This window comes from Psychrobacter sp. LFX-11D (assembly GCF_904846475.1).
Classification (GTDB): Bacteria; Pseudomonadota; Gammaproteobacteria; order Pseudomonadales; family Moraxellaceae; genus Psychrobacter; species Psychrobacter cryohalolentis.
Window position 1 is genome coordinate 22,885 of sequence record NZ_CAJHAV010000016.1, and the last position, 14,175, is coordinate 37,059.

The 14,175-nt window shown below is 40.5% G+C and carries 8 protein-coding genes; 5 read left to right on the forward strand and 3 right to left on the reverse strand.

Going from position 1 to position 14,175, the window contains the following annotated elements; all coding sequences use genetic code 11:
• Positions 1–297: 297 nt before the first annotated feature.
• From JMX75_RS11035 to JMX75_RS11055, 5 genes are all read left to right on the forward strand, one after another.
• The gene (locus tag JMX75_RS11035; protein WP_201532352.1) at positions 298–1,944 is read left to right on the forward strand and encodes a hypothetical protein; all 1,647 of its coding nucleotides are present in this window, start codon (positions 298–300) and stop codon (positions 1,942–1,944) included.
• A gap of 272 nt (positions 1,945–2,216) precedes the next feature.
• Entirely contained in the window at positions 2,217–2,681 is a 465-nt protein-coding gene (locus tag JMX75_RS11040) for a hypothetical protein (RefSeq protein WP_133104143.1), read from the forward strand.
• Between the two features lie 46 nt (positions 2,682–2,727).
• Positions 2,728–4,875 (forward strand): beta strand repeat-containing protein, encoded by a 2,148-nt coding sequence (locus JMX75_RS11045; protein ID WP_201532353.1) that lies wholly within the window; start codon positions 2,728–2,730, stop codon positions 4,873–4,875.
• A 135-nt stretch (positions 4,876–5,010) separates the two neighbouring features.
• Positions 5,011–10,281 carry a DUF11 domain-containing protein gene (locus JMX75_RS11050; RefSeq protein ID WP_133104141.1) on the forward strand — a complete coding sequence of 1,757 codons (5,271 nt, stop codon included), beginning with the start codon at positions 5,011–5,013 and terminating at the stop codon, positions 10,279–10,281.
• Positions 10,282–10,717: 436 nt separating this feature from the next.
• Entirely contained in the window at positions 10,718–11,281 is a 564-nt protein-coding gene (locus JMX75_RS11055) for a hypothetical protein (RefSeq protein ID WP_227673073.1), read from the forward strand.
• 115 nt (positions 11,282–11,396) lie between these two features.
• Here JMX75_RS11055 and JMX75_RS11060 read toward each other — a convergent pair whose 3' ends face one another.
• The 3 genes from JMX75_RS11060 to JMX75_RS11070 all read right to left on the reverse strand — a co-directional run bounded on the left by JMX75_RS11060 (position 11,397) and on the right by JMX75_RS11070 (position 14,148).
• Positions 11,397–12,089: a TetR/AcrR family transcriptional regulator gene (locus JMX75_RS11060; RefSeq protein WP_011513381.1), complete on the reverse strand. Its 693-nt coding sequence runs from the start codon at positions 12,087–12,089 to the stop codon at positions 11,397–11,399.
• 212 nt (positions 12,090–12,301) lie between these two features.
• Positions 12,302–13,327: an endonuclease/exonuclease/phosphatase family protein gene (locus JMX75_RS11065; RefSeq protein ID WP_133104139.1), complete on the reverse strand. Its 1,026-nt coding sequence runs from the start codon at positions 13,325–13,327 to the stop codon at positions 12,302–12,304.
• 350 nt (positions 13,328–13,677) lie between these two features.
• A complete protein-coding gene (locus tag JMX75_RS11070) occupies positions 13,678–14,148 on the reverse strand; it encodes a hypothetical protein (RefSeq protein ID WP_226939380.1) in 471 nt (156 codons plus the stop codon).
• Positions 14,149–14,175 lie beyond the last annotated feature (27 nt).

A 14,175-nucleotide genomic window follows, 5' to 3' on the forward strand; every position in this document is an offset into this window, starting at 1 on the left:
ATAGCTATAAAGAAATGCCAATATGACAAGTATTTTTAAAATAAATAGTGATTATGTTTTTTGAGATATTCGGGAGGTTTGTTGGGAGATACTTTGTAATGAGTGATAAATATAATATTTAGCAGAAATATATGTATTTGGTCATATTAAATCTGCCATTCATCCGTTTTCTAAGAAATTTACAAAATTATTGCTTAATATGATGAATTACGTAATATACACAGGTTTTTGGTTATATTTATCGTGCGTATTTACATAAATGATTGTTAGTGAATATCAGTTTATAGGGATAGCAATATGTATCAGACTCAGCGCTTCGTAAATGCAATAGCTTCACAATTATTTGGTACATATCTATATCGAATATTGGCGTTGATGACAGCGATGGTTTTTCTTGCGATCAGTCATTCATCATTTGCACTTGCCCCCAATCCTGGATCTAACCTAGCATGTCCAGCTGGTTCAACCAAAGGAATATTCGATAACAGCAACTACACCAAGCTCAAAGAGAGTTTTGATACAAATACTTATCAAGCCATGACAAGCACATCAAGTTTGTCTATTCCATTGAAAATCAAAATGACCATTGAAGAGATCAACGTTAATACTTCTGGTAATACTACTATGGTTACAGGAACCAGTGCCAATCCTGCTATAGATATTAATAGAAACTTCAAAGACCTGACATCTCGTTCTGAGATCACTTTAGACTTTCAAAACACCGGGAATAGCGACTCTCTTTATTTAAATAATGTTGCCATAAGCGCGTTTGATATCGATAAGAACATAGGCAGCAATAAGACAGGTTGGGATGATTTAGTCAGCATCACTGGCATAACTCGAAACAATACTAAGATTAAAGGGACTTTTCAAAGAATATCTGGATCTAGTGTCGTTGAGCTAGGAAATGGGCTTCAGACCTCTTCTACAAATGCGTCATTTAACTGCACTGCTGCTCTTGATACAAATTGTCAAGGATCTGTCTTATTTAGCGAGGATATCAGATCGGTCACTTTTAGCTACACTAATACTAATAATGTAACTACTCCTACAAGTCAAAGGTTTCAGTTTCGAGTAGATAGCTACTGCTATACGCCACAATATACTTTCTCAGGTATTGTTTTTAACGATAATGGTGGTATCACAGATACTAATGCTACTAACGCCAATATTACAACAGGTCCTTATGCTAATAACGCTAATTACTTTAACGGTATATTCGATAGCACTACACCTAATGCTGAAGCTGGTATTGCTAGTAGTACTGTTGAGCTTACTCACTGTACAAATGGATCTATTTATGGTTCGCAATTGGTTGATGGTAGCACACCTACTATCGGTCAATATAAGATAAATGTTCCTATTACTACCATCAGTGGCAATACCAATAATCTCTGTCTAATAGAAAAAAATAATAATACAGGTAATGTCTATACTATCCGTACCAATAGTGATAAGAAAGTGATTGCATTTGCAAATACCACTTACCATTATCCAGATAATAACTTCGGTAGAGTCATCGCTGCGAATGCTGCTTTGGTATTACAGAAATACCAGTTTGTAAATGACTGTAATGCCAGTACTTTAAATTATACTACAGTACCGACTACTTCTGATCCAAGAACTGGATTTAGCATGGACTCTATTTTAGGCAATATTACTCCACAGCAATGTATTGCTTATAGAATTACCGCCACCAATCGTGCAAATATCGTGATCAGCGATTTTGTGATGCGAGATGTGCTGCAGAAAAAAGGGGTAAACGGCGCTCAAGTCACATCCGTACTTGCCAATCCACCACTTTCAACCACTGATTATAACGCTGCAGAAAACCCAGCTATTGGAGCAAATGGTGAAGTCAAAACCAGAACCCTTACCATCAATGCAAGAACCAATCGCGTTTTTTACTTCAATACCAAATATGGCACCACAGCAAATCCTTAGTCATCGTTTTTTCTTGCATTATTCCCAATACTGAAAATTCTGCCTTTTTCAACAAAAGCCCTATCTTGAAAGATGGGGCTTCTACCGTTTAGTCACTTCAAAATGCCGTTTGTCTTATTTATAGTGAAATTTTGTATTTAGTTTGTGACAATAGCTTTAATAAAAAATCTGACATTACCTAAACTTTTATAGATTACTGATTACGATTTTTGAATCATATAAGATGACATTTAAGTCTCATTAATAGCAATAGTGTAAACAAGGAATACTATATGAAAGGTTTTAATGTTTTACGCAACACATTACTAGCTAGCTTAGCGTCAGTATGTTTGTTAAGTACCGCTCATGCCGATGACGCTTTAAAAATGGATCTAACCGCCAATCAAGTCATTAAAAACGCTGCGGGCAAAACCAGCTATGTGCCCGTTCGTACTGCTCCAGCAGGTACTGTTATTCAGTATAAGGCCACTTATAGCAATATCATCAATAAAGATATTCAAGACTTAGCAGTTGTCTTACCTATCCCCGCCAATATGACCTTTACTGGTGAAGCAAATCCATCAAGTGCTCAAGCCAGCATCGATGGCAAGAACTATATGGATATGCCACTGATGCGTAAAGTCGATGGCAAGATGGTCAAAATTCCGTTTTCTGAATACCGTACCCTACGTTGGAATATCAAGCTATTACCCGCACAGAAAACCGCCGTTGTATCACTAAATACCATCGTTGAATAGCAAACTTATAGCGCTTTTTACTTAAATACTCTAGGAAACTTACCTTATGAAATCTAATTTATTCAAATATTCCATGTTAACTGCTGGTATTGTTACTGCAATGGGTATTACTGCTGCCAATGCTGCTACCCCAACAGGTGGTACTTCTGGTTCTTTTAACGTGACAAACAAAGCCACCGCTTCATACACTGTCGCTGGCAGTACAACTTCACAAACTGCAGAATCAAATGTAGTCACCGTGAATGTTTCTGAAACGGGTTCTTTTAGTTTAATTTCTACTGTTGTTGATAATACTCCTAACGATGATTTTGGTAGAGATCGCCCTATTAATGCCCAAGCAAGCTCAACGGTCGATTTCACTCATACCCTTACTAACGGCGGTAACGTCAACGATACTTATACTGTGAATATTGCCAACATTCCAAATGGAACTGGTGATGATTTTGATTACAGTCTCACCACCAGTGTCATCAAGTATCAAAAAGTCAATGCTGCTGGTACTAATGTTGGTGGTGCAGTAACTGTTGCTAACGGTGGTACGATTGCATTGGCGCCAGGCGAAAAAGCGTTAATTACTGTTACAGCCCAAGCCGATACTAAACGTGTTGCAGATACTAATGGTATTCTAACCGTAACCGCTGAAAGTGCTTACCTAAAATCAAAAACTGGTAACACCGCTGCCACTACTTATACGGCAACTAACACTGATAATGCGTTAACCAAAACGCCACTTTATGCTATTACAAAATCGGCTACTACCAATCTTGGTACTAAAAACTTAGATTTAAACAATACCAACGCTTATGTTGATTACACTATTACTGTCAAAAACGAAGGTAACATCGATGGTACTGCAATAACCATCTCAGATGATCTACCTACAGGTTTAGTAGCAATAGCGTCAACAACAGAAGCTAACTATGTAGCGCCTACTGTTACTGCCTCTAATGGTAGTGCAGCAGGTACAGCCGTCCTCTCGAACAGCAATAAAACAATCACTGTAGCTGGTCAAAATGTCAAAGTCGGCGAAACCATCACCGTCACTTTCCGTGCCAAAAAGGCGACTGGCGCCACTGACGCCAGCTCATTTATTAACTATGCTGTTGTTAGAGATAACACTAAAGACGATGCGACTGCAAACAATCCTGACATCATCGATAGATCTGATAACGGTCTAACGCCAGGTGGCCTTACTCAAAGTACTTATGAAGATCCAAGTAAGCCATTAATAGGTAAAGATGACAATACCAATGCGTCAGTAACAACCAGTAATCAAGTTCGCGCGATTAATATTACTCCTGGTGCCAATAAAGAAATTGCTCTCGTTACTCCTGCAACCAGCAATGTCATCGGCAATACTTATACTTATACTATTACCAACAACGGTAGTGGTGTGACAGAAGCATCGGAGTCTGGTAACACAAACAATGCCGTCAAACTATCTATTCAACCGACTGCAACTAGAAATAATGGCATTGCTGATGATCCTAATATTAGTATTACTCGCGTGTTCGTAGATGCTAATGACGACGGTATATTTAATACTGGAGAGATTGAACTTACTGGCGTAAATGGTATTTATGATCTTAACGCTGCTACTCCTCTTGTGAATGGCACGCGAGCAGGCCTAGCTCCAGGAGCCTCTGTCAAAATTGGCGTACAGGTTTTATCGACAGGCAAAGGTAGCAATGATCCAAACTCTACAACAAACAATGTAAATAACATTGGTGATTTCGAAACCATAGCAGTCGCGCTACAGCCTAGAGGTCCGGTTCAAGGTACAGCAGCACCTACTAGTACTCCTGGTAACCAGCTGTCCACAACTTCTACTACGACCTTGCAAGGCGTTAATCTGAAAAAATATCAGATAGCTGCTGATTGTAATGCTAACCCTGGTGTTGCTGCTGCTGCTTGGTCGACTGACCCTGCAACTGCTAATGCTGATCAGTGTGTCTTCTATAAACTAGAAGCCAAAAACACTTTTACTGATACTACAAAAATCGTTAACAATCTTATCGTTTCAGATACTTTAGATAGCAAACTTACTTATCAAGCTAATAGCTTTTCAGCGTCTCCAACAGCCACTAGTCAAACCCTTGGTCAGTCGTTACAAGTTACCTTTGCAAGTATCGCTGCTAATACAACAGCCAACGTTGTATTTGCTGCAAAACCTTCGCAAACAGGTACTAATTAATAATTAAATAATCTATGAGCTTCACAAGATGCTTATAGACCAACTCTCTAGCTTGAACCAATCATTTTTAACTGGTCAAGCTAGAGACGCTCCATTCTGTTACCCCTTTATATTTTATTGGATAAGCGACTTATTATGACCTCTAGTGTAATCAATACGTCTAAAAGCTTAATATCAGGCACAGCCAAGGTTTCGGCTCTGACGCTTGCTATGTTGCTTATGCAATCAAATATGGCTTTTGCTGCACCTAATACTGCTGTACAGACTATCACTAACATCGCTAACGCAAGCTACTACGTCGATAGTCAAGCTACCATCGTTATCTCTAGCACTTCTAACCAAGTGAGTGTTCAATCGTCTGCTTTTCCTCAATATGGTATTAGCCTAACCTCGCCATTAACAAAGACTATCGCCCCTGGCTCGACCGTTAGTTGGAAAAATCTCCTAACCAATACCAGTTACAGTGATCAGACTATCGATTTGAACCTGACTGTACCTAGTAGCTTATCGAACATAAAACTCTATCAAGACTTGAATAACAACGGACGCTTCGATGATGGTGTTGATAAAGAGATTAAGTTAAATAACAATCTAACTGCTCAGATTACTTTAGGTCAAAGTGAGAGCATTGAACTTACTATACAAGCATTATCTGATGCCAATGCTGAAGCCGATGATACTGCTAGTATTAAGCTTGGCGCTACTGTTGTCGAAGACCCTTCTATTACCGCTTTAGTAGCTGACGATCTTGTTATCGTTGAATCACGACTCGATTTTATGCTTTATTCATGGGATGGTTACAGAAGAACATCTCAAGCAGGTGAAGATGTTTATCTTGAAGCCAGCTGTGCTAAATGTAACGTCCATGATAGCGCACGAGATGAAATATGGATAACTATTACTTCCTCTAAAACGGGTGATAATTATTCACTTAAAGCTATTGAGACTGGCAATAATACTGGCAAATTCCGTCTAGAAGCACCGACAGAAAATAATGCTAATGCCATTCATGACAATATTATTCAGACGCTAGAAGGTGATAATTTACTCGCTACGTTAGATGCTTATATCGACTCAAATAGTATACGACAGGAAATTAAAGAAGCTATCAGTAGCAATATCGCCATCGTTAATGATAGCCCAACCCTGCAAGTTACCAAAGAAGGTGATGTCAAAACTGCCTCACTCGGTGATTATGTTAACTATACGATTAATATCAAAAATGATGGTACCAGTACGGCTTATAACGTTGAGTTAAAGGATGCTTTACCGCGCGGCTTTGACTACGTTGGTGGTAGTGTGAGCATTGATAAAGCGCAAACCACTGAGTTTAAAACCGATGGCAAGTATCAAGTTTTAAGTCTGGGGAATATGGATGCCAAAACTAGTAAAGATATTACTTACCGCGTCCTCATCGGTTCATCAGCATTAGGCGGTGACGGCATTAACCGTGCGACTGCCATTGCTAAAACTGAGCAAGATCAAAGCCTCGTATCAAGAGAAGCCCAGTGGAAAGTAGAAGTCGATCGCGGTGTTATGAATACAGACGGCATCATCGTTGGTAAGGTCTACCACGATATCAACCGCGATGGCATCCAGCAAAAACAAGATGGTGAGCTTGGTGTTGCTGGCGTGCGACTCTATATGGAAAATGGTAACTTTGTAGTGACCGATCCTGAAGGTAAATATAACTTTTATGGTATTAGTGCTAAAACCCACGTCCTCAAAGTTGACCGCACTACTATTCCAAACGCTACAGAACTGGTTACTCAAAGCAACCGTAATACTGGTGATGCTGGTAGCCGTTTCGTTGACCTCAAATATGGCGAGTTACATCGTGCCGATTTCGGCATCGTTGGCGGTATGGCGGACAGTACTGAACGCTTAAACGCAGAGCTTGTTGCGCGTAGCAAAAGTATCGGTGCCAAAAACGATCGCTTAGAGCAAGCGGTTAAAAGCGAGCTAACTTTAGATCCTGACTATAACCGCGACAATAAAGACAATATCAATGCCAGCGGCTGTAAATCTAACGATGTTTTAGATGCAGGGATTCAATGCGATTCAGCCATCGTCAATGAAATGGTCAACCCATCTGCAAATCGCGTTGAGATGGCGATTACTAAAATTGCACCTCCTGTAGAAAAAGAGTTAGAAGAATACCTTAAAGAAGTGGCAACTAATAATGTCTCTTTCATTAATTTGAGTGAAGGTCAGCAGCTCAGCACTTATAAACAAATGGTACAGGTACAAGCCCCACTGGGCTCTATTTTCACTCTATATGCCAACGGTAAAGCCATATCAAGAGAACAAATCGGTAAAACGGCTGAACAACAAAAGCAAAATGTCACCGCATTTGATTATTACGCGGTCGATTTAAAGCGTGGCACTAATACTTTACGCGGTGTCGCAACCGACGTGAATGGCAAAGTTATCTCTGAGCAAACTATCAAGGTATTAACACCGGATATTTTACAATCTATTAGTTATCGTACCCAAAAACAATTGGTGGCAGCTGACGGCGTCAGCGATTATCAAATCGTTATCAGTCTAAAAGATCGTGATGGTCGTCCTTATATAGCATCAACTCCTATCACCATTGATACCAATATTGGTCGTATCAACTTGGCAGACAGCAGTAAAGATCAAGCCGGCACGCAAGTTACTGTCAATGGTGGTGAGCTGTTGATCTCCGTGACTGCGCCAAGCGTACCCGGTAAAGGTGAGATGATCATCGATACAGGCAGTACTAAGCAAGTAATTCCGCTACAGTTTACAGCTCAATTGCGTCCATTAATAGCTGTTGGTATCGTTGAAGGCGCGATAGCACTCAAAGACTTTGATGGTAGTAATATCACTGACGCACAAGGTGCATTTGAAAAAGAATTACGCGAAATAGCCGGTAACGATGATTACTCAGCGACGGGTCGTGCGGCAATGTTCTTAAAAGGCAAAGTACGCGGTGATTATCTATTAACGCTTGCTTATGACAGCGACAAAAAAGGCGAGCGCCTGTTCCGTGATATCGAGCCGGGCGAATACTATCCCGTTTATGGCGACTCATCAGCCAAAGGTTTTGATGCGCAATCGACGAGCAAGCTATATGTACGTCTAGATAAAGGTCGCTCATTTGCCATGTATGGCGACTTAAAGACTCAAATTGACAACGATGAAGGTATTAAGCTCGGTCAATACAATCGTACACTGACTGGTGTCAAAGCCCAGTTTGAAGATAGCAACACGCGTATTACTGCTTTTGCCGCTGAAACCAGCACCTCCCAGCGTGTCAATGAAACTCGTGGTTTGGGCATTTCAGGTCCTTACCCGCTTGCTAATGATTTTGATGCAGTATTAGAAAATTCAGAAACTATAGAAGTAATCACCCGTGATGCTAATAATCCTGGACGTATTGTGCGCCGTGAGACCTTGACGCGCTTTGCTGATTATGAAATTGATCCTATTAGCCGTAGCTTATATCTAAAATCACCGATTGCTAGCCAAGATATCGATGGCAACCCTATCTACTTACGCGTTACTGTCGAGGTTGATGAAGGTGGTGAGAAATATTGGGTAGGTGGCGTCGCTGCTAAACGACAATTGACTGATAAAATCACTATCGGTGGCAGCTATATCAATAGTGACGATCCACTTAATAAAGAAGAGCTTGCTAGCGCTAATACTGTGGTTAAGTTTAATGACAAGCTAAAACTGGTCGCAGAATATGCCAAAAACAAAGCTGAGAATCCAAATTTCGAGCCAAGCAATCAGATCAATGCGGACAAACTAACAGGCGATAATGCTGAGGGTGACGCTCTACGTATCGAGCTTGACTATGATGATAAGAAAAATACTCGTGCAAAAGCCTATCATAACGATACCGATATCGGTTTTGTCACTGGCGCGTCACCACAAACTGCTGGTCGCACCGAATCTGGCATCGAAATCATCCACACTTTAAACGAGAAAAAGACTGCGCTTAAACTTGAAGGCGTGCGCACAGAAGATCATATTACTGATGCAAGTACTGAAGGCGTACAGGCCAGTATCGAACAGCGTTTAAGCAAAAATATCGTTGGTGAAGTCGGTGTACGTTATTACAAACAAGAAGGTGCTTCACGTAATATCCAAGCAGCAACAGATGTGGTGGATATTACTAATGATACTTTTGCAAATGATGACATCATCAATCAATCTGCGCTAAGCAACGTCAGCAACACTGAAAAAGATATCGAAGGCACCACTGCCCGCGCCCGTCTAACCGCGCATTTGCCAAAGCTAAATAACTCATTGGTATTTGCTGAGTATGAGCAAGATATTGAACACAGTTCACGCAACGCAACCTCTATCGGCGGTGAAACAGCACTGGGTAATTTAGGTCGACTTTATGCTCGCCATGATTTAATCAATAGCTTGTCTGGCAGCTATGGTTTAGACGATTCTGAAGAGCGTCAACGCACTGTTGTCGGCTTTGATGCCACTTATATGAAAGATGGCAAGGTTTATAGTGAATACCGTCTACGTGATGCCATCAGTGCTCGCGAAGCGGAAGCTGCCATTGGTCTAAAGAATAAATGGTATGTGCAAAAAGGCTTGACGCTTAATACCTTACTCGAGCGTGTCGAATCTTTAGAGGGTGAGAAAGACAGTACCTCAACTGCAGCAGGTTTTGGCGTTGAATACCTTGCTAACGAAAATTACAAAGCATCAGGGCGCCTAGAAAAACGCTGGGGCGATACCAGTGACACCTTATTAGGTAGTGCTGGCATTGCTTATCGTTATAGCGATGAAGTTACTTTATTAGCCAAAGATATTTATTCAAAAGTTGATTATGATGATGGTCATCGGACTATCAATCGCTTTCAACTTGGTGCTGCCTATCGCGATTACGATAGCAATCAGCTTGATATGCTGGCCAAGCTTGAATATCGCTTAGATGATAATGCCACTGGTGATGACCCTTATCAAAAGGATGCTATTGTTTGGTCATGGAGCGGTAACTACCATCCAACGCGCCCATTAACGTTATCAGGTCACTATGCAGGTAAATATACCGAATACGATGCTCAAGGTATCGCAAGTGACAATACCGCTCATGCTGTGTACGCTCGCGGCTTATATGATATTAGCGAGCGCTGGGATATTGGTTTACAAGCAGGTACTTATTGGAATAAGCAAGCAAATGACCTAGCCTATTTAGTTGGCGCTGAAGTTGGCTATAGTCCAATGAACAATTTATGGTTATCGCTTGGTTATAACTTCATGGGCTTTGAAGATGAAGACATCGCTTATGACGATACTACCATCGAGGGCGCTTACTTTAGACTACGCTTCAAGTTTGATGAAGATCTATTTAAGCGTGAAGACCGACGTAAAAATAAACGTGCAGCACCTGTATCCTCTACATTATAAGACGGTCAATTAAAAAGGCACCATCTTGAATGACGTTTTTCTGGAATCGTTTTTCCTTATTCACATGCACTAAAGCAAGATAAAGACTTCAAAATCTTATTCCAATAGCACTATATTTTTGAAGTAAATTGACTATAGCATTTGATAAGCGATAAAATCAGTCTCAAAATTGCCAGCACCGATACTTATCAGCTTACTACAAGGTTTTCGCGTTATGCTTTACTCTACTATTAAAGTAGCTACTTATAAAAATCCAATATGTGCTGCGTTTTCAGCTGTTTTGCTATTATCAACGACTTCATGCGTATCAACCACAGCTACGACTCTTCAAAAAAGTGGGAATATCACTACTATAGACACCTCTGATTACTGCCAGAGTCAGGATTTAAAAGCGACATATAAAAACCAAAATTCGCAGCAACGGGCGATGAGCTGTATGCTAGCAGAACTGCAGCATTATCAGCAAAAAGATAAAACTGCGCAGCAACAGTACTTTGCTTATAAAGCCCAAGCTTGGCTCAACTATGCCATCCATAAAGACAGTATGAATAGTCGCTCACCTGCTGGATTAGAAGCGGCAAAATCTGCAGAAGCTATTTTGCAAGCATTAAAAAAAGGCTCAGAAAACGATCTTGTTCTTATCCAAAATATATCTGCCTCATCAGCGCTAATGCGACCTGATTTATGGGCAACATTAAGTGCCCTCAAAGACAGCGGTGGTATTGCAAGCGCTCCCCGTGAAATAGCATTTAGTGAAGTGGCATTAATCTGGGCAGCGACCGACCAATGTGAACATAATTCACGGCAGGCAGGCAGTCAATTTCGCATGGCTGACCGCTGGCTTGAACAAGCACGTGAAGCTTTTGTTAATGCTCACAATTCTAAAGAAAACGTGGCATTAGAAGGGCTTATCGTACGTTATTATGAGCAATACTCGCCTTTCGATGCAAGTGGTGAGCGCTGTAATGGACAAGTATTGCCGACACTTGATCAAATGTAGAAATTTTATTCACTATAAGTATTTTATAAAGCTTATACATAAAAATTTAGCAAAAAAATCCGACATATAAATGTCGGATTTTTTTAATGTCTGTCTTTAAAACTTAATAGACAGACTAACGGTCTTTACGCGGTAGCTTCTCTGGCAAGTAACAACGCAGATAAGCGATAGATGCCGTATTAGCTTCTTGCAGATACTTATCGGTAATACGCTCATGACGACGATAAGAAACAGTAAAGATCGCATTCACGATACTAAAGGTAATCAATAACACATCTTGAATATCTTCAAACTTAGGCACTTCATAGCGTTCAGCCAAACGATCATAGACCAATTTTACTACTTGGTGATCCATATGCTCGCCAAAACTGTCGCCTTCAAAATCAGGCGTATTGGTATCATAAATTAATTTGGCTTTGGTTTGATCTTCATCAAAAATTTGTACACAGCGATCAATCAGCGCTGTAAGATACCCTTGCCATCTATCATATTTAACCGTCTCAACGGTTCTCAATACATCTAAAATATCAATAGCATTTAAAAAACGCAGCGCCAAAAATATGGCTTCAATATTAGGGAAGAAATGATAAGCAGACGCCCGTGGAATACCCGCTTCTTCGCAGACAGCGGCAAGCGTAATATCATTGATAGATTGGGTTTCACTCAACTTTTTAGCACCCATCAACAATTTTTGACGGCGGGCGCGTCCTTGCTGGCTAGTAAACTTAAACTTATTCGGCACCAGCTTTTTTGCCAGCTCCGAATCTACTAGTACATCTTCAATTTTGTCGTCTTTATTTTCACTCATGATAAATCTCTTAATGTTATGTCATATCTTTAAAAATATAGTGTTCATCGGATAGTATGCGCCCTAAATCAAAGCACCATTTCTATCAATCATATATGGATTGATAACACCGCTACTATACTCAACGAAGAGGCATAATAAACGCTTGTACACTATCAAGCAAGGAACAAGAATAGGTTAAAAACAATTCACTAATTAATTATAAAATAGTGTTAATTGTGAAGCTTTATTTTCGCTCTTATAATACCATGGTCGATCACTCTATCTGCATAATCCCACTTTAAATGGTCATTAAAGTAGTCAACCCGTTCAACCTGACCGAGCGAAAACTTACTATCAGGTAGAAATTCTTCAGAGACAAATAACTGATCAATCACTTCTGGCATACCTTGATAGATATGAGTATATGCTACATCTTTCATCCAACCATAACGGGCTTGAATACGAGCAGCATCAAACAGCGCGACGTCTCGCATGCTCTTGTCATAGTTGACCTCGCCAATCTCAGTCATCAGCTGGGTGGTTACGCTTTCAGTCACATCATTCATATCACCAAGCAAAATCAAGGGCTCACGAGTATGCTGTAACCTATCTATGATAGAAAGCCTGATAGAAGCCGCTTCTGCCGCACGCATACACAAACTACGCAACTTGGCACGAATACGAATATTTGGATCATCCATATCTTCTAATAAATTACCGGCCTCATCACGTAAGAAAAAAGCACGTTTACTTTTTAGATGAGCGGTAATAATGGTTATCGGCTGACCAAATGCATCTACGCGCAATACAAGGGGCGGACGATTAAAGCGCTGATAAGGACCAACATCAGGGATATCGATGACCGCTTTTGGGGCAATCTCTTCAAGCAAACTGGTCTCTAAGTGCGCAAACCGACTAATAATACCGACAGCAGGTGTATTTTGCGCCCCTTTACCTTGCGTATAGGAATTTACGCTGTCATTACTTGCCAGTGGAATAACGACATGTTCAGGCTTAAAGCCCAATGATACTGCTAAAGCTTCGAGCGCTTCACTGTCCCATACTTCTTGGACCGCAATGATATCAGCATGTGCCTTTGACAGTAGATCTGTGATACCGCGTAACTTATGTTCGTATTCGTGATTAGTATATGCAGGTGCGTTTGGATAATAGAGACGATTGGGATTGGCAAAATTGAGCAGGTTGGCAGTTGCTATATAAAACTGCTTATGATTACTTTCATTATTATTGGTCATAAACTGCCTATTATTCTATAATTGTTTTTACATAAGGTTTCTAATTATTACTTATTGGCTAATTTTAACAATAAAGCATATTATATATTCATACATAGTAATATACAGTAAAAAAGCCTCCAAAGAAATCTTTGGAGGCTTTAAAATAGCATAAATTCAAATTATTGCGTCTGTTAACAAAAAATGTCTACAATCGAACTAAACCCAGTAATAAGACAGTAAGCTTTAGTCGTGTTTACTTACTTGAAGCAAGTATACTATTAGCAGCACTTGCATATTAATCGCTGACTACTTTTCATAAACTATCTGACCTGAGTACTTAATATCTTATTAAAATCAGCATAAATACATTAAGAAATGCGGTTCCATGCATCACGAGATGCTCTACGTGCCTCATTCCATTCCATACGTGATTCACCTTTCACATTGTTCCATGAGCGCTCTAAATCTGACTCATGATCTTCAAAGCGGGCATCAGCGGGATAACGTGCACGGTTAGCATAGCCTACCGCGTAAGCTGGATGCAAATCACGATCGAAATCATGACCTTCTTGATAGTAATCGGCATTGGCATACTCTGCACGCCAATATGCTTCTTCACGCGTTGGATCAATCGCTTCGGCTGCTGCATGACCTGCACCGCCACCGACAATTGCACCAATTGCTCCACCAATAAGCGTGCCTAATGGGCCTGCCATCGTGCCAATAGCAGCACCTGCTGCTGCGCCGCCAATACCACCAATACCTGTACCTACAGGGTGCGAGCCTGGCTCGCCTGTGATTGGATCAGCATTCAGATCACTTCTTGCTTCTTTCGACATATGCTTGACAGCAGTACGATCAATCGC